This window comes from Burkholderia sp. Ap-955 (genome assembly GCF_011753045.1).
In the GTDB taxonomy this organism is placed as follows: domain Bacteria; phylum Pseudomonadota; class Gammaproteobacteria; order Burkholderiales; family Burkholderiaceae; genus Burkholderia; species Burkholderia lata_D.
The window spans coordinates 16,215-39,944 of the sequence record NZ_VWWH01000052.1; the positions used below are offsets into that span (position 1 = coordinate 16,215).

19 protein-coding genes are annotated in these 23,730 nt (G+C 65.8%); 8 read left to right on the forward strand and 11 right to left on the reverse strand.

Annotated features, from left to right (window positions below; translation table 11 throughout):
- Positions 1 to 1,068: a maleylacetate reductase gene (locus F3J15_RS24015; RefSeq protein ID WP_166894472.1), complete on the forward strand. Its 1,068-nt coding sequence runs from the start codon at positions 1 to 3 to the stop codon at positions 1,066 to 1,068.
- Positions 1,069 to 1,278: an FAD-dependent monooxygenase gene (locus F3J15_RS38230; RefSeq protein WP_345891566.1), complete on the forward strand. Its 210-nt coding sequence runs from the start codon at positions 1,069 to 1,071 to the stop codon at positions 1,276 to 1,278.
- Here the strand turns inward: F3J15_RS38230 and F3J15_RS24025 are convergent.
- Together F3J15_RS24025 and F3J15_RS24030 are read right to left on the reverse strand one after the other, a co-directional pair.
- Positions 1,226 to 1,957 (reverse strand): transporter substrate-binding domain-containing protein, encoded by a 732-nt coding sequence (locus F3J15_RS24025; RefSeq protein ID WP_166894474.1) that lies wholly within the window; start codon positions 1,955 to 1,957, stop codon positions 1,226 to 1,228. The genes F3J15_RS38230 and F3J15_RS24025 overlap by 53 nt on opposite strands.
- A 56-nt stretch (positions 1,958 to 2,013) precedes the next feature.
- Positions 2,014 to 3,174: a pyridoxal phosphate-dependent aminotransferase gene (locus tag F3J15_RS24030; protein ID WP_166894476.1), complete on the reverse strand. Its 1,161-nt coding sequence runs from the start codon at positions 3,172 to 3,174 to the stop codon at positions 2,014 to 2,016.
- Between the two features lie 167 nt (positions 3,175 to 3,341).
- Here F3J15_RS24030 and F3J15_RS24035 point away from each other — a divergent pair, with 167 nt between their 5' ends.
- The gene (locus tag F3J15_RS24035) at positions 3,342 to 4,775 is read left to right on the forward strand and encodes a PLP-dependent aminotransferase family protein (protein ID WP_166894478.1); all 1,434 of its coding nucleotides are present in this window, start codon (positions 3,342 to 3,344) and stop codon (positions 4,773 to 4,775) included.
- Between the two features lie 34 nt (positions 4,776 to 4,809).
- Here the strand turns inward: F3J15_RS24035 and F3J15_RS24040 are convergent, their stop codons facing one another.
- Both F3J15_RS24040 and F3J15_RS24045 read right to left on the reverse strand, forming a co-directional pair.
- On the reverse strand, positions 4,810 to 5,250 hold the full coding sequence (locus tag F3J15_RS24040) for a nuclear transport factor 2 family protein (protein WP_166894480.1): 441 nt from the start codon (positions 5,248 to 5,250) through the stop codon (positions 4,810 to 4,812).
- 43 nt (positions 5,251 to 5,293) lie between these two features.
- Entirely contained in the window at positions 5,294 to 7,318 is a 2,025-nt protein-coding gene (locus tag F3J15_RS24045; protein ID WP_166894482.1) for an NADPH-dependent 2,4-dienoyl-CoA reductase, read from the reverse strand.
- Positions 7,319 to 7,469: 151 nt separating this feature from the next.
- Between F3J15_RS24045 and F3J15_RS24050 the strand changes: the two genes are divergently transcribed.
- Together F3J15_RS24050 and F3J15_RS24055 are read left to right on the forward strand one after the other, a co-directional pair.
- Positions 7,470 to 8,006, forward strand: coding sequence for a PadR family transcriptional regulator (locus tag F3J15_RS24050; RefSeq protein WP_205190935.1), 537 nt, complete (start codon positions 7,470 to 7,472; stop codon positions 8,004 to 8,006).
- A gap of 22 nt (positions 8,007 to 8,028) precedes the next feature.
- A complete protein-coding gene (locus F3J15_RS24055) occupies positions 8,029 to 8,673 on the forward strand; it encodes an SGNH/GDSL hydrolase family protein (RefSeq protein WP_166894486.1) in 645 nt (214 codons plus the stop codon).
- 70 nt (positions 8,674 to 8,743) lie between these two features.
- Here the strand turns inward: F3J15_RS24055 and F3J15_RS24060 are convergent, their stop codons facing one another.
- The 6 genes from F3J15_RS24060 to wecB form a co-directional block, all read right to left on the reverse strand.
- A complete protein-coding gene (locus F3J15_RS24060) occupies positions 8,744 to 9,724 on the reverse strand; it encodes an NADPH:quinone oxidoreductase family protein (RefSeq protein ID WP_069247686.1) in 981 nt (326 codons plus the stop codon).
- A gap of 148 nt (positions 9,725 to 9,872) precedes the next feature.
- Positions 9,873 to 11,702 (reverse strand): acyl-CoA dehydrogenase, encoded by a 1,830-nt coding sequence (locus F3J15_RS24065; RefSeq protein ID WP_166894488.1) that lies wholly within the window; start codon positions 11,700 to 11,702, stop codon positions 9,873 to 9,875.
- Between the two features lie 107 nt (positions 11,703 to 11,809).
- Positions 11,810 to 12,577 carry a class II aldolase/adducin family protein gene (locus F3J15_RS24070; RefSeq protein ID WP_166894490.1) on the reverse strand — a complete coding sequence of 256 codons (768 nt, stop codon included), beginning with the start codon at positions 12,575 to 12,577 and terminating at the stop codon, positions 11,810 to 11,812.
- Positions 12,578 to 12,645: 68 nt separating this feature from the next.
- The gene (locus tag F3J15_RS24075; RefSeq protein ID WP_166894492.1) at positions 12,646 to 14,970 is read right to left on the reverse strand and encodes a xanthine dehydrogenase family protein molybdopterin-binding subunit; all 2,325 of its coding nucleotides are present in this window, start codon (positions 14,968 to 14,970) and stop codon (positions 12,646 to 12,648) included.
- Positions 14,967 to 15,428, reverse strand: a complete 462-nt coding sequence (locus tag F3J15_RS24080; RefSeq protein WP_089445366.1) for a (2Fe-2S)-binding protein — start codon at positions 15,426 to 15,428, stop codon at positions 14,967 to 14,969. The genes F3J15_RS24075 and F3J15_RS24080 overlap by 4 nt, the downstream gene beginning before the upstream one ends.
- 727 nt (positions 15,429 to 16,155) lie before the next feature.
- Entirely contained in the window at positions 16,156 to 17,373 is a 1,218-nt protein-coding gene (wecB, locus tag F3J15_RS24085) for a UDP-N-acetylglucosamine 2-epimerase (non-hydrolyzing) (protein ID WP_089445365.1), read from the reverse strand.
- 1,320 nt (positions 17,374 to 18,693) lie between these two features.
- Between wecB and F3J15_RS24090 the strand changes: the two genes are divergently transcribed.
- Entirely contained in the window at positions 18,694 to 19,776 is a 1,083-nt protein-coding gene (locus tag F3J15_RS24090) for a hypothetical protein (protein ID WP_089445364.1), read from the forward strand.
- A gap of 48 nt (positions 19,777 to 19,824) precedes the next feature.
- Positions 19,825 to 21,642: a glutamine--fructose-6-phosphate transaminase (isomerizing) gene (gene glmS / locus F3J15_RS24095; RefSeq protein WP_089445363.1), complete on the forward strand. Its 1,818-nt coding sequence runs from the start codon at positions 19,825 to 19,827 to the stop codon at positions 21,640 to 21,642.
- Between the two features lie 601 nt (positions 21,643 to 22,243).
- Here glmS and F3J15_RS24100 read toward each other — a convergent pair.
- Positions 22,244 to 22,666, reverse strand: coding sequence for a hypothetical protein (locus F3J15_RS24100; RefSeq protein ID WP_144020638.1), 423 nt, complete (start codon positions 22,664 to 22,666; stop codon positions 22,244 to 22,246).
- A 321-nt stretch (positions 22,667 to 22,987) separates the two neighbouring features.
- Between F3J15_RS24100 and F3J15_RS24105 the strand changes: the two genes are divergently transcribed.
- The gene (locus tag F3J15_RS24105; RefSeq protein WP_143750883.1) at positions 22,988 to 23,170 is read left to right on the forward strand and encodes a hypothetical protein; all 183 of its coding nucleotides are present in this window, start codon (positions 22,988 to 22,990) and stop codon (positions 23,168 to 23,170) included.
- Positions 23,171 to 23,730: the final 560 nt, after the last annotated feature.

Below are 23,730 nucleotides of genomic sequence, written 5' to 3' on the forward strand. Positions count from 1 at the left end.
ATGAACTTCATCTACCAGGCCCGCCCCGCCCGCGTGATCTTCGGCGCAGGCAGCCTCGCGCATCTCGAACGCGAAGTGCTGGAACTGGGCGCGCAACGCGCGATCGTGCTCTGCACGCCGGAGCAGCGCGACCTCGCGCAACGCATCGCCGAGCGGCTCGGTGCGCGCGCGGCCGGGCTGTACGACCGCGCGACGATGCACGTGCCGATCGAGATTGCCCGCGATGCGCAGGCGTTCGCCGCGTCGTGCCATGCCGACTGCGCGATCGCGATCGGCGGCGGTTCGACGATCGGCCTCGGCAAGGCGATCGCGCTCGAAAGCAGCCTGCCGATCCTCGCGATTCCGACGACGTATGCCGGCAGCGAGATGACGCCGATCTACGGCCTGACCGAAGGCGGCCTCAAGCGGACGGGCTCCGACGCTCGCGTGTTGCCGAAGACGGTGATCTACGATCCCGCGCTCACCGTCACGCTGCCCGTCGAGCTGTCCGTGACGAGCGGCCTCAATGCGATCGCGCACGCGGCGGAAGGCCTCTACGCGAACAACGCGAATCCGGTGATGAGCCTCGTGGCCGAAGAAGGTATTCGCGCGCTCGCGCGCGGCCTGCCCGGCGTGCGGCGCGACCCTGCCGATCTCGACGCGCGCAGCGACGCGCTCTACGGCGCGTGGCTGTGCGGCATGGTGCTCGGCAACGTCGGCATGGCGCTGCACCACAAGCTCTGTCACACGCTCGGCGGCAGCTTCAACCTACCGCACGCGCCGACCCACACGGTCGTGCTGCCGCATGCGCTCGCGTACAACGCCGCACACGCGCCGGACGCGATGCAGCGGATCGCCCGCGCGATCGGCACGAACGACGCCGCACGCGGCCTCTACGCCCTGGCGCTCGACAACGGCGCGCCGGTCTCGTTGAAGGCGATCGGCATGCAGGAAGCCGACCTCGATCGCGCCGCCGATCTCGCGGCCGCCAATCCGTACTGGAACCCGCGCCCGATCGAACGCGACGGCCTGCGCGTGCTGCTGCAGGACGCCTTCGACGGCAACCTGCCTGGCACGAGCGCGCGCTGAATCGAACACAGTGACGTCGCCATCGTCGGCTACGGCCCGACCGGCCTCGTCGCCGCATCGATGCTGGGCTGCGCCCGCCATCGCGTGATCGTCCTCGAACGCTGGCCGACGCCCTATGCGGTGTCGGCCGTCCGGACGGTCGGCACCGCGCGCGGCATTACGACTTCGCGCCGCCGTTCTCGATTGCGCCGTCGATTTCCGCGTGAGTGAAGCCGTACTTCGCCATCCGCTCGCGGTGATCGGCCGAGCCGAGATACGCGCGAAGCTTCGTGTTCACGGCCTGTACGAGCGGCCCGCTGTTCTGGCTGAACGAAAACCCGCCGACAGGTGCCGCCGCCCCCGCATCACGCTCGTGCGACACGGCCTCCAGCCGCGCGTCCGTGTCGGCGACCGCGCGTGCCCCGATCGCCGTGCTCGCGAACGCGTCGACCTGCCCTGCAAGCACCGCAGCCACCGCATCGGGTTGATCCTTGAAGATGACGATCTGACCGTCGCTCACACCGGCCGCCCTGGCTGAATCGATCTGCACCTGGTCGGTCACGCACGCCAGCCGCGCATCGCTGTGAGCCGCGATGGCCGCGTAGCGCGTCAACCGCTTCGGATTGCCGGCCTGCAGCACGAATCCGTCGCCGATCGCCCATACCGGAACGCTGAACGTCACGTGCCGCGCCCGTTCGGCCGTCACGAAGATCGGCACGTTCATGTCCCAGCGCCCGGCCTGCACGCCCGGCAGCAGCGCGTCGAACGATGTCGGGTGATATTCGATTTCCGTCACGCCGATCGCGCGCAGCACCACTTCGGCCAGTTCGATATCCGCGCCGGTCACGGAACCGTCTTCTCCGGTCCAGTAGAACGGCGGCTCCTCGAGGTACGCAATCCTTACCTTCATGGTGTCACTCCTGACGTTCAATGAGGTTCGCCGCGCCCGGACGCCGGGCACCCGATTCATGCAGCCGCTGCATCCATCGCCCGAGACAGCGCCATCAACGCAGGCGGCAGCCGCTCCAGCGGAAGATACCCGAACCCGAGCCTGAACACGCGGCTGCTTTCGCCGAACCACGTCCCTGATGCTAGCTGCACGTCGTGATCCGGCAACTTCTGCCAGAAGCGCGACACGGCCTGCTCGTCGAAAGCATCCTGACGCAACCGCACGCAGCACAGTGCGCCCGCATCGGGCCGCACCCACTCGACGCGCGCACGTTCACGTTCGCACCAGCCCGACACGATATCGAGCGCGCCCGCAAGCAGACGGCGCCGAGGCGCGAGCACGTGTTCACGGTGGCGCAACACGGTCGCAGCCAGTGTCTCGTCGAGCACCGAACCCGAGATCACGGTATTCAGCTTTGCAACGAGCAGACGCGCCCGAAGCGCCGCGTCGGCCACCGTGAGCCACCCGGTCCGCAGACCGGGCGCGCCCAGCGCTTTCGACACCGACGAACCCGTGACGATGCGCGGATCGACTGCCGCGAAACTGGCTGCCACGGCGCCATCGCCATAGCTTGCTTCGCGATAGGTCTCGTCAATGAACAGTATGGCCTCCGGACACCGTTGCGCCATCAACGCCAGCAATGCATCGATCTCGGCGCGCGATGCCTGTACGCCGCCCGGATTCTGCGGAGACGCGATGCTGACCAGCCGCGTCTTCGACGACAGGTTCGCGTCGAACTGCGCAAGGTCCAGCCGGTAGCCGTTCTCGAACGACAGCCGCACTTCCCTCACCGTCGCGCCGGCGCCGATCAGGCAGTCGCGACTCGGCGGAAAGCACGGCGTCGCGAGCACGGCCTCGTCGCCGGGACGGCACACTTCATAGGCCAGCAGAAACAGCCCGAGCGCGGTGCCTTGCGTCGTCACGATCTGCTCGGCTGGCACCTCGCAGGAATCGGCAATCGCATCGCGCAGCACGGCGGCACCCGCCGACTGACTGTAGCCGAGCTTCAGGTTGCGGACCGCTTCGACGCCGGCCAGATCCAGCAGCTCGCCGACCGTCAGGTCCTGCGACGTGCTCTCCGCCAGGTTGAAAGTCCGGTTCACGTCGAGCAGCGAGATGATTTCGTTGTACGGAAACCGTCCGCGCCACACGCCGGAATGTGCTTGTGTCGTCTGCATGAGCAAGCCTCGCAATGGTCGATCGATGGATCGAAACACCGCCATCGTAGCGTTCGCACAAAAACCATAACAGCCACAATTTTCTGCCGATTGGACCGACACAATTATGCGTGGCGAGATCGCGTCGAACGGCCGATAATCGGACACTTCCCTGCCGCTGGTACCCCATGGAAACGCAGACATCATTCCGTTACAGGCAGCTGGCCGACCTCATTGTCGGCATGATCGAGAACGGTACGCTGGCGCCGGGCACCCGGCTGCCGTCCGTGCGTGCCGTCAGCGAACAGCAGCGCATCAGCGTCTCTACCGCGCTGCAGGCATACCGCCTGCTCGAAGATCGCGGCGTACTCGAATCGCGGCCCCAGTCCGGCTTCTATGTCACGGCCGCGCGCGGCGGCACGCTCGCATTGCCGAGCGCGTCGCGCTCGCGCGCGAAAGCATCGACGGTGTCGATCAGCGGTGCGGTCGCCGCGATGCTCGAACATGCGGCCAACTCGGCACTCGTGCCGCTCGGATGCGCGGTGCCCGATCCTGCGCTGCTGCAATCGAAGCGGCTCGACCTCGCCCTCGCGCGCGCGGCGCGCCAGCATGGCACGCGCTACAACGTCTATTGCGCGCCCTACGGCGAACCGGCACTGCGCCGCGAAATCGCGCGGCGGGCCATGCGCTTCGGGCATCCGCTGTCCGCGGACGACATCCTCGTTACGAATGGCTGCACCGAAGCATTGACGCTCGCGCTGAATGCCGTGGCAATGCGCGGCGATACGATCGCGGTGGAATCGCCGACCTATTTCGGTCTGCTTCACACGCTGGAGGCACTGGGGCTGAAGGCGCTGGAGTTGCCGACCGACCCGCTGCGCGGCGTCGACGTCGGCAGGCTCGCGCAGCGGCTCGAATCGGAATCGATCGCCGCCTGCGTGCTGTCGTCGAGCTTCGGCAATCCGCTCGGTTCCGCGATGACCGAGGACGACAAACGGGCGCTGCTTGCGCTGCTCGCGCGCCATCGGGTGCCGCTGATCGAAGATGACGTCTACGGCGACATCCATTTCGGGCGGAATCGGCCGCGGCCGTTCAGCGCACTCGCCAGCGATGCCGATACGATCTACTGCAGTTCGTTCTCGAAGAGCCTCGCCCCGGGATACCGGATCGGCTGGATCGCGGCGCGCGCGCGCACTCAGCAGGTGATGGAACGCAAGCTCGCGCTCAGCCTGTGCAGCCCCGTGTTGCCACAGGTTGCGCTGGCCGACTTCCTTGCGAGCGGCGCATACGATGCGCACTTGCGCCGCATCCGGCGCGTGTTCGAGGAGAACCTGGCGCGGATGGCGCGCACGATCGAGGCCAGCTTTCCAGCCGGCACGAAAGTGAGCCGGCCAGCCGGTGGTTTCGTGCTCTGGCTCGAACTGCCGAGGCGATTCGATTCACGCGCGCTGTTCGATGCCGCGCTCGAACAGGGTATTTGCTTCGCGCCGGGCGACATCTTCTCCGCCAGTCGGCGCTTTCGCCATTGCCTGCGCCTGAGCGCGGGGCACGTGTGGAACGCACACATCGAGAACGGCGTCCGGTGCCTGGGCCGGCTCGCACAGGCACAACTCGCGCGCTAAGCGCGCGGCGACCACCGCCCCGCAATCGCGCCGCTCAACCGCCGAGCTTGAACGACGGCAACTGCTGCCCGAGCCGCGCGCCCATTTCGGCGCCCAGCGCCTGCAGCCCATTGAACGGCCGGATCATGACCTCGAATTCGACGATCCGCCCTTCGTCGTCGAAGCGGATCATGTCGATCCCCTTCAGCGCCTTGTCGCCGATGGCCGCGCTGAACTCCAGCACCACGCTCTTGCCGTCGTCGGTGACGAACTGGCGGTGATAGGTGAAATCCTCGAGGATCGTGATCACCGTGCGCAGCGCCAGCAATAGCGCGGGCGCCGGCCCGTACGGCTTGAACGCCATCGGCGAACGGAACACGGCGTCCGGATGGACGATCGATTCCAGTGCGCCAAAATCCTTGCGTTCGATCATCGCGTGCCACGTGTCGAGCGATTGCGCGACAGCAGGTTGAAGATGCAGCGGTGCGTTCGTCATCGAAGACTCCAGTATCGTCGGGCGGAAAAGAAACGAATCGGTCTCAAAGGGTGGCGGCAAGCGTCGTGCCCTGGTGAATCGCGCGCTTCGCGTCGAGCTCGGCCGCTTCGTACGCGCCACCGATCACGTGCACCTTGCGCCCGGCGGCCTCCAGTTGCTCCGCCAGTTCGCGCAACGGCTCCTGCCCGGCGCAGATCACGACGTTGTCCACCGGCAGCGTCTGCTCGACGCCGTCGATCGTCACGTGGAATCCTTCGTCGTCGATGCGCCGGTAGGTCACCGCCGACGACATCCCGACGCCGCGCGCCTTCAGCGCCGTGCGGTGAATCCATCCGGTGGTCTTGCCGAGCCCGTCGCCGACCTTCGATGCCTTGCGCTGCAGCAGATGGATTTGCCGCGCCGCCGGCTCGGGGTGCGCATGACGCAAGCCGCCTGCGTTCGCATACGACGGGTCGACACCCCACTCGGCGAAGAAGCGGTCCGCATCGACGTGCCCGGCGCCCGCACGATGCACGAGATATTCCGCGACGTCGAAGCCGATCCCGCCGGCGCCGACGATCGCAACATTGCGGCCCACTGCCTTGCCGTCGCGCAGGACATCGAGATAGCCGAGCGCCTTGGCGTGCCCGACACCGTCGATCGGCGGCGTGCGCGGCACGATGCCCGTCGCGATCACCACTTCGTCGAATTCGTGTTGCAGCAGCATCTCGGCGGTCGCACGCGTATTGAGGTGGAGCGTCACGCCCCGCAGTTCGATCTGCCGGCGGAAATAGCGCAGCGTCTCGTTGAACTCTTCCTTGCCGGGCACCTTCTTCGCGATATTGAACTGGCCGCCGATCTCGGCGCCGGCTTCGTACAGCGTCACCGCATGACCGCGCTCGGCCGCGGTGACCGCGAAGCCGAGGCCTGCCGGCCCGGCGCCGACCACCGCGATCCGCTTGCGCCGCTGTGCGGGGCGAATCACGAGCTCGGTTTCATGGCACGCGCGCGGATTCACGAGGCACGACGTGATCCTGCCGCTGAACGTGTGGTCGAGGCAGGCCTGGTTGCAGCCGATGCACGTGTTGATTTCGTCCGCGCGCCCTTCCCGCGCCTTGCGGACGAACTCGGCATCGGCGAGAAACGGCCGCGCCATCGACACCATGTCGCAATAGCCGTCGGCCAGCAGTTGCTCCGCGACTTCCGGCGTGTTGATCCGGTTGGTCGCGACGAGCGGGATGCCGACCTTGCCCATCAACTGCCGCGTGACCCAGGCGTAAGCGGCGCGCGGCACCTTCGTCGCGATGGTCGGAATGCGCGCCTCGTGCCAGCCGATGCCCGTATTGATGATCGTTGCACCGGCCGCTTCGATCGCCTGCGCGAGCCGGATCACTTCGTCGAGCGTCGAGCCGCCTTCGACGAGATCGAGCATCGACAACCGGTAGATGATGATGAAGTTCGTGCCGACCCGTTCACGCACGCGCCGCACGATCTCGACCGGGAAGCGGATGCGGTTCTCGTAGGCGCCGCCCCATGCGTCATCGCGATGGTTCGTGCGCGCGGCGATGAATTCGTTGATCAGATAGCCCTCGGACCCCATGATCTCGACGCCGTCGTAGCCCGCATGCTGCGCGAGCACCGCGCATCGGACGAAATCGGCGATCGTCTCGCCGACTTCTTCGCTGGCGAGCGCATGCGGCGTGAACGGATTGATTGGCGCCTTCAACGCGCTCGGCGCGGCGAGTGCCGGGTGATACGCGTAGCGCCCGAAATGCAGGATCTGCAGCGCGATCTTGCCGCCCTCCGCATGCACCGCGCGCGTCACGACACGATGACGCTCGGCTTCCGCTTCGGTCGTCAGCATCGCGCCGCCGGGCGCCGGACGGCCCCGCTCGTTCGGCGCGACTCCGCCCGTGACGATCAGGCCGGCCTCGCCGCGCGCACGCTCCGCATAGAACGCCGCCATCCGCTCGAAGCCGTTCGGCGCTTCCTCGAGGCCCACATGCATCGACCCCATCAGCACTCGATTCCTGAGCGACGTGAAGCCAAGCTCGAGCGGGGTCGTCAGATGCGGATAACGCGACGTCATGGGGTGTCTCCATTTTTTATGCAACAAGTTGCACAGATAGTAGTCGACCACCTTCGTTTATGCAACCCGTTGCATAAACGCATCCGTCTTCTTGTACTGTGGCCCCGATATGGCAAGATGCGGTTCATTCCGAGGCCGCCTCCGATCCGACATGTCCCTGCCCCACGCCCTCCTCACCGCTCTCGCCGAACGCCCGGGTTCCGGCTCCGAACTCGCCGACCGCTTCGATCGCTCGATCGGCTATTTCTGGCAGGCGACGCATCAGCAGATCTACCGCGAGCTGGGGCGTCTCGAGGAAACGGGCTGGATCGAATCGCTGCCGGCCGAATCGGGGCGCGGCCGCAAGCGCGCGTACCGGATCCTGCCGGCCGGCAAGAAGGAGCTGCGGCGCTGGATCGCCGAACAGGAAGACCCGACGCCGCTGCGCGAGGCGTTGATGGTGCGCCTGCGTGCGGAAGCGGTGCTCGGCCCGGCCGGCCTCGAGGACGAAATCAGGCGGCGCATCGCGTTGCACCAGGAGAAGCTCGACCTGTATCTGCAGATCGAGGCACGCGATTTCTCGGAAGCGGTCGATTCGCGCACGAAGCGCCTTCGGCACCTGGTCCTGCAGGCCGGCATCGCGAACGAGCGGTTCTGGGTCGAATTCTCGCAGCATGCGCTCGACGTGCTGCGCTTGCCGAAAGACTGAACGACTGATGGAGGACATGACGATGACGCAGAAAACCGTGCTCTGCTACGGTGATTCGAACACGCACGGCACACGCCCGATGACGCGTGCCGGCGTACTGGAGCGGTTCGCGCGCGAAGAACGCTGGACCGGCGTGCTGGCGCACACGCTCGGCGCGAGCTGGCGGGTCATCGAAGAAGGGTTGCCCGCGCGCACGACCGTCCATGACGATCCGATCGAAGGCCGGCACAAGAACGGCTTGTCGTATCTGCGCGCGTGCCTCGAAAGTCACTTGCCCATCGATGTCGTCGTGCTGATGCTCGGGACCAACGATCTGAAGACACGCTTCTCGGTCACACCCGCCGACATCGCGACGTCGGTCGGCGTGCTGCTTGCCGAGATCGCTGCGTGCGGTGCCGGCCCGTCCGGTACGTCACCGAAGCTCGTGCTGATGGCGCCTGCGCCGATCGTCGAGGTCGGCTTCCTCGGCGAGATCTTCGCGGGCGGCGCCGCGAAGTCGAGGCAGCTCGCGAAGCGGTACGAACAGGTGGCGAGCGATGCCGGCGCGCACTTTCTCGATGCCGGCGCGATCATCGAGGTGAGCCCGGTGGATGGCGTTCACTTCGCGGCCGATCAGCATCGTGCGCTCGGGCAGCGCGTCGCGGCCCTTCTGCAGCAGATTGCCTAACCCGCACGAGCGCTGAACCGCAACCGCGCGGCGTGTGCCGGAACGCGGCACGCCGCGCGCGAAAAGCCGGTCACGCGTCCGGCAGGATCACCACCTTGCCCTTCACCTGCCGGTTGGCCATCCGCGCGATCGCATCGGCCGCATCGGCCAGCGACACGCGCTCGGTGATCGCGGGTCGCACCTTGCCGGCCGCGAACCATTCGGCGAGCAGGCGCATGTTCGCGACATGCTGCTTCGGATCGCGGCGCACCGCATCGCCCCAGAACACACCCAGAATGTCGCGCTCCTTGAGCAGCGCCAGGTTCAGCGCGAGCTTCGGGATCTCGCCGGCGGCGAAGCCGACCACGAGGAACCGGCCACGCCACGCGGTCGCGCGCAACGCCGCTTCGCTGTAGGCACCGCCCACCGGATCGTAGACGACGTCGGCACCGCGCCCGCCGGTCAACTCGTCCACTCGGCGGCGCAGGTCTTCGGTCGCATAGTCGATCGTCTCGTCGGCGCCCGCTTCACGGCACAGCGCCAGCTTGTCCGCACTCGACGCCGCCGCGATCACGCGCGCGCCGAGCGCCTTCGCGATCTCGATCGCGGCGAGGCCAACGCCGCCCGCCGCGCCCAGTACGAGCAACGTCTCGCCCTCTTGCAGCCGCGCCCGCTGCTGCAACGCGTGCAGTGACGTGCCGTACGCGAGCACGAGCGCCGCGCCCTGCTCGAATGTCATGCCCGGCGGCAGCGCGGCAATCTGGTGCACGTCGGCCACGCACTGCTGCGCAAACCCGCCGTGCCCGGTGAACGCGACGACCGAATCACCCGGCCGCCACGCGGTCACGCCCTCGCCCACCGCGTCGATCACGCCGGCAAATTCCGCGCCCGGCGAAAACGGCAGCGCCGGCTTCACCTGGTACAGCCCCTGGACGATCAGCGCGTCGGGGAAATTGAGCGACGCGGCCTTCACCTGAACCCGGACCTGGCCCGCGGCCGGTTCGGGAATCGCCACGTCCTCGATGCGCAAGCTGTCGATCGGGCCGAATGCAGTACACAACAGGGCTTTCATGTTCGTCTCTCTCCTTGTGCGGCGCCGCCGCGCGTCGAGTCATCCCGCGGGACATGCCCGCATGGCCGGTTCACGCCGAATACGCAACAGCCGACGGAATCGGCATCCGCGACATCGTCTGCATTCCGGAATTTTGGTGAAGCCATGATCAGAACCACGCGTCGCGCATGTCGAGCGTCGTCGTGTCGACGCTCGCGAGCAGATCGAGCTGCGCATCCACTTTCGGCAATTCCCAGTTGAAGAAATAACGGGCCGCCGCACGCTTGCCGTCGTGGAAATCGTCGGCGTGCCCGTGCGCGGCGAGCGTCACGTCGAGCCACAGCCATGCAACGACGAGATGGCCGAACGCTTCCAGGTAGACGCTCGCGTTCGCGAGCCGCGCCTGCGGATCGCCGATCGCGCCGAGTTGCCGTGTGACCTCGACCAGCCGCGCCCACCGCTTCGCCAGCGCATCGGCCTGTTCGCGCAGGCCGGCATCGAGCGTCCGCGCGCGTTCGACGGTCGCGCCGATCCGCGCATCGAGTGCGTGCAGCAACGCACCATCGTCCTGTGCGACCTTGCGGCCCAGCAGGTCGAGCGCCTGGATCCCATGCGTGCCTTCGTGAATCGGATTGAGACGATTGTCGCGATAGAGCCGCTCGACCGCGTAATCGCGCGTGTAGCCATAGCCGCCGTGCACCTGGATCGCGAGGTCGTTCGCAGCGAGACACCACTGCGACGGCCAGCTTTTCGCGATCGGCGTCAGGATGTCGAGCAGGCGCGTGGCATCGGCGCGCACGTCCGCATCGTCGTGCGCGCGTGCTTCATCGACTCGCTTCGCGCAATACAGGATCAGCGCGAGACCGCCTTCGACGTAGGCCTTCTGCGCGAGCAGCATGCGCCGCACGTCCGGATGTTCGACGATCGGCGCCTGCGGCGCGGCGGCATCCTTGCCCGCCGGCCCGAGCGGGCGCCCTTGCGGCCGGTTGCGCGCATAGTCGAGCGCGTGCAGATAACCCGTATAGCCGAGCGCCACCGCGCCCGCGCCGACACCGATGCGCGCTTCGTTCATCATGTGGAACATGTAGGCGAGGCCGTGGTTCGGCTGGCCGACCAGATAGCCGATCGCGCCCGCACGCCCTTCGGGACGGTAGCGCGTACCCTCGCCGAAGTTCAGCAGGCAGTTGGTGGTGCCGCGGTAACCCATCTTGTGGTTCAGCCCCGCGAGCACCACGTCGTTGTGCTCGCCCAGCGCCGCGCCGTCGGCGCCCGGCAGGTACTTGGGCACGATGAACAGCGAAATGCCGCGCGTACCGGGCAGCAGCCGGCCGTGTTCGTCGGGAATCTTCGCGAGCACGAGGTGGACGATGTTCTCCGTCAACTCGTGTTCGCCGCCCGAGATCCACATCTTGTTGCCGGTCAGCCGGTAGCGCGGGCCGAGCGGCGAGTCGCCTTCGAAATCCGCGCGCGTCGCGATGTCGGACAGCGACGAACCGGCTTGCGGCTCGGACAGGCACATGGTGCCGAAATAGCGCCCTTCCAGCTCCGGGCGCGCGAACGCGTCGATCTGCGCGGCGCTGCCGTGCGCGACGAGCAGGTTCGCGTTGGCGGCGGTCAGGAACGGATAGGCGGACGTCGCGATGTTCGCGGCCTGGAAGAACAGGAACGATGCGGCTTCGACCAGCTTCGGCAAGCGCATGCCGCCGAGCGCTTCGTCATGGCCCGCGGCGATCAGCCCGGCGTCCGCGAAGGCGCGCACGGCCGGTTCGACGTCCGGGATCAGCGTCACGCGCTCGCCGTCGAACTGCGGTTCCTCGCGATCGCCACGCGCCGCATGCGGCGCGAACAGGTCTTCGGCAATCCGCTCGCTGGTGTCGAGCACCGCGTCGAACGTCTCGCGACTGTGCTCGGCGTAACGCGGCAGCGCGACGAGCGCTTCCGCGTCGAGCCAGTCATACAGCAGGAACGCGAGATCGCGTCGCGACATCAACAAGCTCATCGTGCTGCCTCCCGGGGCCGGCTTCGTCAGCCGAATGAAGGGTTGCCTGACTGAAAGTGCTGGCAGGAATTTAGCACGGTCGTTCTAAAACGACAACGACGGATCCGCTAGTCCGCGTAACCGGGATTGCGCCGATCGAGCCGGCGCAGCAAGCCGGGCCAGACGAGCGCCCCGGCGCCCATCCCGCGCGTCACCGCGGCGATCTGCTGCTTGATGCCGTCGAGAATCGGTTGCGCGATCGGCAACAGCGCCGAGCCGCCCGCCTGCGCACGGACCTGGATCATGCAGGCCGCTTCGAAGAAATACATCGCGACGAACGCGTCCGCCGGCGTCGCGCCGACGGTCAGCAGGCCATGATTGCGCAGCATCAGGTTCGTGTTGGCGCCGAGGTCGCGCACGAGGCGCGCCTTCTCGCCCTCGTTGAGCGCAATGCCCTCGTAGTCGTGATAGCCGAGCGACGCCAGCACGCCGAGCGACTGCTGCGACAGCGGCAGCAAGCCGCCTTCCTGCGCCGACACGGCGACGCCGTTGATCGAATGCGTATGCATCACGCACAGCGCGTCGTCGCGGGCCGCATGCACCGCGCTGTGGATGGTGAAGCCGGCCGGATTGATCTCGTAAGGTGATTCGGACACCTTGCGTCCGTCGAGATCGACCTTCACCAGCGACGATGCCGTGATCTCGTCGAACATCATCCCGTACGGGTTGATCAGGAAGTGATGCTCGGGGCCGGGCACGCGCGCGGAAATATGGGTGAACACGAGATCGTCCCAGCCGAACAGCGCGGTGAGGCGGTAAGCCGCCGCCAGGTTGACTCGCGCGTCCCATTCGGTGGGGGAAACTGCCTGCTTCACGCTGACATCGGATGAGGCCACGTCGACACTCCTCGTTCAAGGATGGATGCGTACCGGGCCGCACGATGCGGCCCGGCCTGGGGATTGTGTCACCCTGCCCGGGGCTTCGCGAGCTGATCGGCAACCGGCAGGCTGCGGATGCGCGTGCCGGTCGCCGCGAAGATCGCATTGGTCAGCGCCGGCGCAACGGGCGGCAGGCCCGGCTCGCCCACGCCGCCGAGCGGTGTCGCAAAGTCGTCCGGTGCGACGAGATGCACGCGGATTTCGCGCGGCGTCTCGTTCATGCGCAGCACCTGGAAGCCGTTGAAGTTGCTCTGCTCCGGATGGCCGTCCTTGAACGTGATCTCGCCGTGCAGCGCGATGCCGAGCCCCATCACCACCGCGCCCTCGAGCTGCGAGCGTACCCGCTCCGGATTGACCTGCGGCCCGCAGTCGATCGCGATGTCGACTCGCGGCACCGTGATCTTGCCGTCGGCATCGACCTGCACCTCGCACACCGCCGCCGTGTACGACACGAAGCTGCGATGCGCGGCGATCCCGAGCCCGTGCCCCTTCGGCAGCTTGCGCCCCCAGCCGGCGCCGCGCGCGACCGTCTCGACCACGCGCCGCAGCCGGCCGGTATCGATCGGATACAGCGCCGGATCCTCGCCGTAATTCGTGTTCTTCACCGTGATGTGCGGCTCGAAACGCCGTGCAGGCCCGATCAGGTCGAGCAGGAAATCCTTCGGGTCGCGACCGGCCGCGTGCGCCAGCTCCGATACAAAACTCTGGATGCCGAACGCATGCGGGATGTTGTAGACCGAGCGGAACCAGCCGATCCGCGTGTGCGCTTCCGCGGCCGGATTCTCGATCCGTACGTTCGGAATCGCGAACGGCAGGTCGGCGATCCCTTGTGCGAGTTCCCCCGGCTGCTCATGCACGACACCGGCCCTGAACGTCGACTGGATCGACGGCGCGACCGTGCGATGCTGCCACGCGACCACTTTCCCCGACGCATCGATCCCGCCGTCGAACGCCTCGAGCGACACCGCGTGAAAATAGTCGTGCGCGATGTCGTCCTCGCGCGTGAACGTCAGCTTGACGGGCGCGCCGACCGCCTTCGACAGCAGCGCCGCCTCCACCACGTAGTCGGGCTTCGACTTGCGGCCGAAACCGCCGCCGAGCAGCGTCACGTTGACCGTCACGCGATCCGTCGGCAACCCGAGCGCCTTCGCGACCTCGTCGCGCGTGGTCTGCGGCGCCTGCGTGCAGGTCCACACTTCGCAGCGGCCGTCGGCCACGCGCGCGACGGCCGCGGGCGGCTCCATCGTCGCGTGCGCGAGATGCGGGATGTAGTACGTCGCACGCACGCGCTTCGCGGCGCCGGCCAGCGCCGCCGCCGCGTCGCCGTCGTTGCGGATCACGTCCCCCGGTTGCGCGGCAGCCGCTTCGAGCGTCTGGCGATACGCGGCGGAATCGTAGTTCGCGTTGGGCCCTCGCTTCCAGTCGATCTTCAGTTGCGCGCGCGCCTGGATCGCCGTCCACGTATCGCGCGCGACGACGGCCACGCCGCCGAGCGGCTGGAAACCGGACGGCAGCGGTGGTTGCGCCAGCTGCACGACCTTGACGACACCCGGCAGCTTCTCCGCCGCCGATGCGTCGAACGACGCCACCGTGTCACCGTAGGCCGGCGGTCGCGCGACGACCGCATACAACATCCCGTCGAGCCGCGTGTCGATCCCGTAGTGCGCGCGGCCGCCGACGATGTCGCGTCCGTCGATCAGCGCCGTCTTGCCCTTGCCGATATAGCGGAATTCGGTCGGCGCTTTCAACGCCACGCCTTTCGTATCGGGCACCGGCAGCGCGGCTGCCTTCGCGGCCAGTTCGCCGAAGCCGAGCTTGCGTCCGGTTTTCGTGTCGACGACCTCGTGCACCGTCGCCTTCACCTGACGCACGTCGACGCCCCACGTCGCTGCCGCGGCCTGCTCGAGCATCGTGCGCGCGGCCGCGCCCGCGCGGCGCAGCGCCGCGAAGCTCTGGCGCAGGCTGCGCGAACCGTCGGTGTTCTGGTTGCCGTAGCGCGGCTCGTCGCCGACGGCCTGCGCGACCTTCACGCGCGCCCAGTCGGCGCCCAGCTCGTCCGCCACCACGAGCGCGACGCTCGTCCGCACGCCCTGCCCCATCTCGGAACGGATGCAGGTCACGGTGACCGTACCGTCCGGTGCGATCGCGACGAACAGGTGCGGATCGTCGCGCAACCCGTGCGGCATCCCCGCGCCGCCATACTGCGGATTCGCGCTGACGGGTGGCTGCACCGATGTCGCCGCGTGGACGAGCGACGGCACGCCGAACGCGAGCAGCAGCCCGCCGGATGCGAAGCCGAGCAGCAGCGCGCGACGGCTTTCGTTATGGACGGAGAGTTCCGGCGCGCTCATGCGGCACCTCCGCGGCGTACGGCCAGGCGGATCGCCGCACGAATGCGCGTGTAGGTGCCGCAGCGGCAGATGTTGCCGGACATCGCATCGTCGATGTCAGCGTCGGTCGGATGGGGATTCGTCTTCAGCAGCGATGCGGCCTGCATGATCTGCCCGGACTGGCAGTAGCCGCACTGCGCGACGTTCAGTTCCTGCCAGGCCTGCTGCAACGGATGATCGACGTCCGTCGACAGTCCCTCGATCGTCGTCACGCGCTTGCCGGAAGCGGCCGCGACCGGGGTGATGCACGAGCGGATCGCCACGCCGTCGAGGTGCACGGTGCAGGCGCCGCACAGCGCCATGCCGCAGCCGAACTTGGTGCCGGTATGGCCGAGAACATCGCGCAGATACCAGAGCAACGGCATGTCGGGATTGCCGTCGAAGTGTTGCTCGCTACCGTTGACGGTCAGCGTGATCATCGTTCACCTCCTGGTCGAGGCGCCCGCATCGCACCACGGGTGCCGGTGGGGATTCGAACGGCGGCGGGTGCGCTCTGCTGCGCCGGTCCCGCGCCGTCTTGTGGACTGCCCCGCCGGCAGGACCGGCGGTCAATGCGTCGTGATCGGCGCGGCGGGCTGGGGATGGCCATCGGGCATGCGATCCGGATGGATAGCGGGCACGCACCCGCCCGGATTCTGCCCCATGCAAACCGTCACGCCGGCAACGCGATCATGTCGGAACTGCCAGAAAGGGCGACCCGGATCGCGGCACCTGCGTGCCATGTCCGGCCCCGGCAGCTTCGACATTGCTCACGGGAGCCAGAATCGTATGCGGAATCGCCCGGGCTCCAACTCTAACTGATGTGCGGCAGTTTTGCGTCGCCGGTGCATGTCGGCACGGGCGAGTGACAAACCGGGGAGAGGTTGAAAGGGAATCGATGACGCATGACGCTCGTCACGCGAGTGGGACCCACTGACGCGCCCGTCCCGGCGGGCGATGAGGGGGCGACGCTGGTGCGTCACATGGCGCTGACGTCGAGCGCCAGTGCTTCAAGCCGATTGCACGCGCTTCAATGGATTGCCAACGCCGGCCGGGAACGATGCCGCGCCGGGCTACCCGGTACGATTCCCGACCAGCGTGGCCTCGATCGGCGCTCCAGTGATTGCGGGCACCCCGCTCGTACGGCATGCGGGTGCCCAGCCACGCTCACGGCGATCTCAACGCCTGCAACCCCAGCGTGAGCGCATTGAACGGCATCTCCGACGACCGCATCGAAAAGGTCGTTGCCTTCGCGGGTGCCCCCGGATTACGCATCAGCGCGTGAACGATCCGCTCGCTCGCGTGACCGTCGCCGTATGGATTGCTCGCCCGCGCCATTTCCCCGTACGCGCTGTCGCTATCGAACAGCCGTGATGCCTCCCACACGATCCGTTCCTGATCGGTACCGACGAGCCGCGCGGTGCCGGCTTGAATCGCTTCGGGCCGCTCCGTCGTCTCGCGCGTAACCAGCACCGGCTTGCCCAGCGCCGGCCCTTCTTCCTGAATGCCGCCCGAATCGGTGATGATGAAATGCGCGCGAGACATCAGGAATACAAACGACAGATACTCCTGCGGCTCGATCAGGTAGATGTTCGGCAGGTGGCCGAGCCGGGTGCGCGCCGGCTCTCGCACGTTCGGATTCATGTGCAGCGGATAGACGAACTGCGCGTCGGGATAGCGGTTCGCGAGCGTGCACAGCGCATCGCAGAAATTCTGGAACGGCTCGCCGAAACTTTCGCGACGATGCCCGGTGATCAACACGACGCGCCGCGACGGTTCGAGAAACGGAAACTGTCCCGCAACCTTCTCCGACAACGCCGTGGTGTGATCGAGCATGCGCTTGACGTCGTGCAGCGCATCGATCACGGTATTGCCGGTCAGCACGACCGCCCCGCCCGATACGCCCTCGCTGAGCAGGTTGTCCCGTGCCTGCCCGGTCGGTGCGAAATGCCACGACGACACGGCATCGGTCACGCGGCGGTTCAGCTCCTCCGGCCAGGGCGACCAGATGTCACCGCTACGCAAGCCGGCCTCCACGTGCCCGACCGGCAGATAGCGGTAAAACGCCGCGAGACTGACCGCGAGCGTGGTCGTTGTATCGCCGTGGACCAGCACGACGTCCGGACGCAATTCGTCGAAGACGATGCCGATTGCCTGCAGAATGCCCGTCGTCACGTCGGTCAGCGTCTGACTTCGGCGCATCACGTTGAGATCGTAGTCGGGCTTGATGTCGAACAGCGTCAGCACCTGATCGAGCATTTCGCGGTGCTGCGCGGTCACGCATACCCTGGCGTCGACACCGGCTTGTGCCTTCAAAGCACGCACCAGCGGTGCCATCTTGATGGCCTCCGGCCGAGTCCCGAACACAAGCAAAATCTTTTTCATCGTTATCCTCGTTGAACCGTTTCGCGCTGAATGAACCTGCTCGCGGTGCGAAGCATGTATTCAGGCGGCGCCTCCCGTACTCGCACACGGTCGACACGCTGCGGTGTCGCGGAGCGAGCACGCCACCTGGTTCGCGCGGTCTGCGCCACGCGAATCGTCGTACTACCGGCGTCCCGTTGCCACTTGATCAGTCACGTCATGAGTCGTTCCTCGCTTGGCCAGGCGTCCCGTCTGTTCGTCACGTCTTTTCCTTACAGCAATATTCAAACCAGCCGCCCTGCGACCGTGTCCAGTTCACACTGCATGCACCGCGCACCCACCGTGCGCGACGGAATGTTTCACAACTGCTACGTGTGTCGCAGCGCCACCCAGGCGCGATACAGGCAAATATCCGGGCAGTCGCACGGTCCCTTCGACGACGTCGTCCGAGGAATCTCGAATGCATGCCGAGCGTCCGTTGCGCATCGAATCGCTCGCATCCGTCGAAACGCGTTGCGCTTCCTCGCTCCGCCACTTTTGTCTGTGCAGCCGACGGCGCGAGCGATCGTCTGGCCGTGGTCATGCTCGACGGATCAATTCGACACGCAAAGTCATTCACGTCGCACGAATCGACGGGGTGGGAAATGTTGCGAATGTGTAACGCGGATCCGGAACGGGGTTGTCGCATCGGCGTCCGGCCCATGCAACGCACGCGCCCTCATGGAATGCGCCGGCATTCCGGTCGATGCACACGCAACGAACGACTCGATGCGCATCGGCGCGCGGCGTCGCACTGCCAAGGCGGCGCAGGTTCGGCAGACAATTCGCTCGACGCTCGACACGTACATGCTGCGACGCCGATCACGTGCGGGCATCCGGCCGGGGGGGGCACACTGATTCTTCGATGAATCAAAAATCTCCGCCGTCGTTCGCGCCATGCGCGCACCCTCCACCCCCGCTCCTTGCTGCGCGTGGCATCGCGGCCGATGGCTCACGCCTTGCTTGATGACGGACACGTGTGCCCCGAAACACTCGCCCGGCAGCGGACGAACGAGGGCGCCCGGGCAACGAAACAGGAAGGAAACGCGACGCGTCCGCGTGGGGCGTATGACGAGTGCTCCAGCGTGCCGACGCGCCCTGTCGAAGTACGCGTGATCCACGAGCCTGGTTCCCGCTCCGAAGCAAGGAACCGGCCCGTGAACGCAAACATAGGTACCAGCCTCGGGTTCACCCGCACTACGGTGACCCGAGCCACAACGTCGACACGTCAGCCAGGCGCGACACGGCCAACGCCGCGCCCGGCGACGATTGCACAGGACCACCGCGCAGGAGCCCAAGACCATGAACCGGCCCGCGCTTTGCCCGACCGTACGCTCGCGCGTAGCGGCCACCGTCGCGCTGTGTCGCCTGTGGCACGTCGCCTGCTGTATCGCTGCGTGCGGTTTCGCGCTGCACGCGAGCGCCGCCGAACTTCGCCTCAACGGGCTGTACCAACGCGCCGACGGTGCGATCACCGTGCGCCTGAACGGCGTCGGCATCGACCCGTATTTCGCGGCGAAGGCGCTGCTCGCCGCGTCCGACGCGCAACTTGATGCCCGTCAGGCTGCACTCGCGTGGATCGCATGGCTGCTGCCGCGCCAGCGCCAGGATGGCGGCTTCGATCGCTACTGCATGAAGAATGGCCGCTACCGCGCATGCGCCGACGCGGAAACCGACGACGCGATGATGGCGACCTGGATCGAACTGCTCGCCCGCTTCGCGCCGCCCGACGGCTTGCCCGCCGCGTGGGAACTCAGCCTGAACCGCGCCGGTTCGCACCTGGACACCCTGCTCGACAAGCCCTCCGGCGTCTATCAGATCTCGTCGTCGCTGCATGTCTCATTGCTGATGGACAACGTCGAAGTACACAGCGCGTTCCAGGCCCTCGCCGCGTACTACGTCCGACGCGCCGACTACACGCATGCGGGTCCGTGGAGCCAGCGTTCCGACCAGCTGGCATCCGCGATCCTGAAGGTCTTCTGGCGCGGCACCGGATCCGGCTTTCGTGCGAGCACGCAGCAGATCAGCGATACGAGTTTTTATCCGGCGAAGATCGCGCAGATCCTCCCGCTCCTTTCCGGTATTCAGGTACCCGAACAATCTGGCGAGACGATCTACGCGCAGTGGATGCGGAAGTACGGCAAGAGCTGGCCGCAACTCGCCAACACCGATTATCCGTGGAGCTTGATCGCGCTGGTTGCGCTCAAGATGAACGATTGGGGCACCGTCGCCTGCTGGCAAGCACGATCGGGCCCATACCGGCACGGCGCGCACTGGAACGTACTGGAGGAGTCGCTTTATCTGGCATTCGAACACCGGACGGCCGCGCCCGTCATCCCCGCTCGATGCGGATTCACGACGGCAGCGGCAACCGCATCGCGCTGACGCAACGGCGTGCGCGATCCATGATGACTGACAGGTAGGAGACGTGTGATGTGTGGCATCGTCGGCGCAGTCGCGCAACGGGACATCGTCCCGATTCTGATTGAAGGTTTGCGTCGCCTCGAGTACCGCGGCTACGATTCGTGCGGCGTGGCGACGATCGTCGACGGCCAGGCGCGTCGCGAACGCAGTGTGTCGCGTGTCGCCGATCTCGACGCGCACGTGCGCACCACCGGCCTCGCCGGCAGCACGGGCATCGCGCACACGCGCTGGGCGACGCACGGCGCACCGGCAACCTGCAACGCGCATCCGATCTTCTCGCGCAACGAAATCGCGCTCGTGCACAACGGCATCATCGAGAACCACGAAACGTTGCGCAAGCAACTTTCTGACGCACACTACGAATTCGACGGCCAGACCGACACCGAAGTCGTCGCGCACCTGATCCACAGCCAGTATCGCGGCGACCTGCTCGCCGCCGTGCGTGCAGCGACATCACAGCTTCACGGCGCGTACGCGATCGCCGTATTCAGCAAGCACGAGCCGCAGCGGCTGATCGGTGCGAAGGTCGGCTCACCGCTCGTCGTCGGCTTGAAGGACGGCGAATGCTTTCTCGCCTCCGACGCGCTCGCGCTTGCCGGCATCACCGACCGCTTCATCTTTCTCGAGGAAGGCGACATCGTCGAGTTGACGCCGGGCGGCGTGCGCATACTCGATCGCGGCGGCGCGCCGGTCGAGCGCGCGGTACAAACCATTTCCTCTGCGCAGGCCGCGGTCGAACTCGGACCGTACCGGCATTTCATGCAGAAGGAGATTTTCGAGCAACCGAAGGCCGTGGCCGCGACCCTCCCGGATGCGGGGCTGTTCGACCCGGCCGTATTCGGCCCCGACGCCGCGCGGGCGTTCGAGCAGATCGACAACGTGCTGATTCTCGCGTGCGGCACGAGTCACTATTCCGGCCTGACCGCGCGCCGCTGGCTCGAAACGATCGCGCGCGTGCCCGCGCAGGTCGAGATCGCGAGCGAATACCGTTACAGCGACGCGCTCGCGATACCGAATACGCTGGTGGTGAGCGTGTCGCAATCCGGCGAGACCGCCGACACGCTCGCCGCGCTCAAGTACGCGCAGGCGCTCGGCCATATCGACACGCTGGCGATCTGCAACGTGCCGACCAGCGCGATGATGCGGCAGACCGGCCTGCGCTTCCTGACGCGGGCCGGCCCTGAAATCGGCGTCGCGTCGACCAAGGCGTTCACGACGCAGCTGGTCGCGCTGTTCATTCTCGCCGTCACGCTCGGCCGGCTGCGCGGCTACGTCGACGATGCGCAGCTCGCGCGCTACACGATGCAATTGCGGCGGCTGCCTGGTGCGCTCGAGGATGTGCTCGGGCTCGAGCCGCAGATCGAGCGCTGGGCGGCGGAATTCTCGCAACACGAGAATGCGCTGTTTCTCGGGCGCGGGCTGCACTACCCGATCGCGCTCGAAGGTGCGCTGAAGCTGAAGGAGATTTCGTATATCCACGCGGAGGCGTATCCCGCGGGTGAGTTGAAGCACGGGCCGCTGGCGCTCGTGACGCACACGATGCCCGTCGCGACGATCGCGCCGAACGACGCGCTGCTCGAGAAGCTGAAGTCGAACATGCAGGAAGTGCGGGCGCGCGGCGGGCAGCTTTACGTGTTCGCCGATGCCGATACGCGGATCGACAACAGCGAAGGCGTGTCGGTGCTGCGGATGCCGGATTACTACGGGCTGTTGTCGCCGATCCTGCATGTGGTGCCGTTGCAGTTGCTCGCATATCACGCGGCGTGTTTGCGTGGCGCGGATATCGACAAGCCGAGGAATCTGGCGAAATCGGTGACGGTCGAGTGAGGGGGTTGGGTAAACCGGGGGCGGACTGGTGAAGGTCTTCGAGGGATCAAGCTGGCCCGCCCTACACAATTCGAACGTGTGACCTACGTTTTGGAAGGCCGTTGCTCGTGTCGCGCCGCGTCTTGCTGGGTGCAGCTTGCATCCAACTCGCCGGACCTGCACGACTTCATCAGGCATGCTGTCGCTAGGGGAATGCGCCGGGGCGAGCTAGCGTCCCTTTGCTGGGAAAACATAGACATGGAACGGCGTGCCGCGTAATTGCCAGTCACGAAAACGGACACGCCGTGAACCGTACCGCTGTCCAGCGTCGCTACGGCCGTGCTATAGGCCCGCAGGGACACCGGGTATGTCGTGCCCTTCGCCGTCATTGCGAACGCCCTTACGCGAGCTTTCTGCCGTGCAGTATGCAGTGTGGCGAGCGCAGAAATTGCGCAAGTAACGAGGATGGACAATCGGCAGATCAAGCGCGACCGATCTCCTGACGCCGCGCACCTTCACCGGTCCACCAGCCCATCGCCATCGCTGAATTGTCCAGCGCACATCGGCTCCGCAGTCCCGCGCAGAAATCTCTATCGAGTTTTGGCCTGGAGCGGGCGACCAACTATGAGCGCGGCGTCATAACGCAGGCGACACTGGTCGATTGTTCGGAAGGCATCGAAATACATGCGAATGCTCCGCCGTGGTTGAATGCTGAAACCGGCTGCCCTATGGACGCGTCGGCATCGCCCCTCATAAGGCTTAGAGACGCGAGAAAGTCCGTATTCGCTTTTTTATCCGAGCCCGGATTCAGCATGTTATTGACTATGCCCACGGCACCGACAAAGTGCATAAGATTGACGGGATCGGATCGGTCCCCTACCACGCCAATCCTTGTAATCTTGTCAGCACTGTTGACGTAGAGGTGAATTCCGAGCTGGCTCTCAAAGTGCCCATTCGCCAAATCGAGCTTCTTCAGTTCAGCTATCCCTCGTTGAAAACGTTCGTCATTAAGCGTTACTTCGATTCCATCTTTTGTCTTGCTCATCCGCCGGATCGTATCATTCCCGTCGGCCGTTGCCAGCTCGTCATACTGCTTTCGGAATGTCTCTGGTTTAAGGTCGATCCAAACGTCTGCTGACTGCGGCTGCGCGCTAACAGCCGAAACTGCTGGCGCATTAGGGCTAGACACTGGCGATACCGTAGGCGATTGGTCCGATTCACTACACGCAGTCAGAGCAACGACAGCCGAGCATACCAACATCAACGCTTTCACGATTCCCCCGTAATATGGTTTCGAATTATCCGCTCACAGTCTGACTCAATTGCGCAACATACCGCAACTTCCAATTCAAACCCGGGAAAAATGATGGTGGACGGCAATGCAGCGTTGATCGCGTTCATTGGCGTGCTCGCTGGCGGCTACCTCAACATTTCTTGGCAGAGGACTATTGCCGGTTTCGTGACGGTACTAGCTGGGGAATTAGCCTCACACATGGCGGTATTTCCCCATGCTGCGGGACATGTTGAATGGCATGATTGTGGCGATTGAGCAGGGATAGCGCCTTTGCCATAGCGTTTTCCGACCACGAGAAAATGAGCAATGACGAAATTAAGGCGCGGCTTACAGGATGCCTTGACACGGTCAACAGAGGAGACCAACGCCTTCATGAACTGATCGCCAACCTTAAGGCATTCGCCAACCAGCAGTACTTGGATGCCAGAACAAATCTGGCTGCGCGCAATATTCTCGTCAATAGGCTGACTTCGGTCTGCGATTGGTACGCAACATCGCGAGCAAACTAGAATGCGAGCACACTCTGAGCATGGTGAGTGCAGTTCCGCGCGCTGATCGGGGCACAATCAAACGGTGCGCTCGACTCGAAACTCGTTGATCTTTCAGGAAATTGCTGGCCCGCCCTACACGATTCGAACGTGTGACCTACGGCTTAGAAGGCAGCACCAATCTTTTCCGAGTTCGTCCTATGAGATCCGGTCATCCGTACAAATATCGTTACGAAACAATCGCTTAAACAAAATTTACTTCCCTTGTGTTCCGCCGAATTTCGCGAGCTTCCGCCTGATTAGTGTAGACCTAGTGTAGACTTGAAC

Bases quoted from the DNA above. Each gene is read 5' to 3' on its own strand.
- F3J15_RS24015 (WP_166894472.1), top strand. From the start codon at position 1: ATGAACTTCATCTACCAGGCCCGCCCCGCCCGCGTGATCTTCGGCGCA.
- F3J15_RS24025 (WP_166894474.1), bottom strand. From the start codon at position 1,957: ATGAAGGTAAGGATTGCGTACCTCGAGGAGCCGCCGTTCTACTGGACC.
- F3J15_RS24030 (WP_166894476.1), bottom strand. From the start codon at position 3,174: ATGCAGACGACACAAGCACATTCCGGCGTGTGGCGCGGACGGTTTCCG.
- F3J15_RS24035 (WP_166894478.1), top strand. From the start codon at position 3,342: ATGGAAACGCAGACATCATTCCGTTACAGGCAGCTGGCCGACCTCATT.
- F3J15_RS24040 (WP_166894480.1), bottom strand. From the start codon at position 5,250: ATGACGAACGCACCGCTGCATCTTCAACCTGCTGTCGCGCAATCGCTC.
- F3J15_RS24045 (WP_166894482.1), bottom strand. From the start codon at position 7,318: ATGACGTCGCGTTATCCGCATCTGACGACCCCGCTCGAGCTTGGCTTC.
- F3J15_RS24050 (WP_205190935.1), top strand. From the start codon at position 7,470: ATGTCCCTGCCCCACGCCCTCCTCACCGCTCTCGCCGAACGCCCGGGT.
- F3J15_RS24055 (WP_166894486.1), top strand. From the start codon at position 8,029: ATGACGCAGAAAACCGTGCTCTGCTACGGTGATTCGAACACGCACGGC.
- F3J15_RS24060 (WP_069247686.1), bottom strand. From the start codon at position 9,724: ATGAAAGCCCTGTTGTGTACTGCATTCGGCCCGATCGACAGCTTGCGC.
- F3J15_RS24065 (WP_166894488.1), bottom strand. From the start codon at position 11,702: ATGAGCTTGTTGATGTCGCGACGCGATCTCGCGTTCCTGCTGTATGAC.
- F3J15_RS24075 (WP_166894492.1), bottom strand. From the start codon at position 14,970: ATGAGCGCGCCGGAACTCTCCGTCCATAACGAAAGCCGTCGCGCGCTG.
- F3J15_RS24080 (WP_089445366.1), bottom strand. From the start codon at position 15,428: ATGATCACGCTGACCGTCAACGGTAGCGAGCAACACTTCGACGGCAAT.
- wecB (WP_089445365.1), bottom strand. From the start codon at position 17,373: ATGAAAAAGATTTTGCTTGTGTTCGGGACTCGGCCGGAGGCCATCAAG.
- F3J15_RS24090 (WP_089445364.1), top strand. From the start codon at position 18,694: ATGAACCGGCCCGCGCTTTGCCCGACCGTACGCTCGCGCGTAGCGGCC.
- glmS (WP_089445363.1), top strand. From the start codon at position 19,825: ATGTGTGGCATCGTCGGCGCAGTCGCGCAACGGGACATCGTCCCGATT.
- F3J15_RS24100 (WP_144020638.1), bottom strand. From the start codon at position 22,666: ATGAGCAAGACAAAAGATGGAATCGAAGTAACGCTTAATGACGAACGT.
- F3J15_RS24105 (WP_143750883.1), top strand. From the start codon at position 22,988: ATGGTGGACGGCAATGCAGCGTTGATCGCGTTCATTGGCGTGCTCGCT.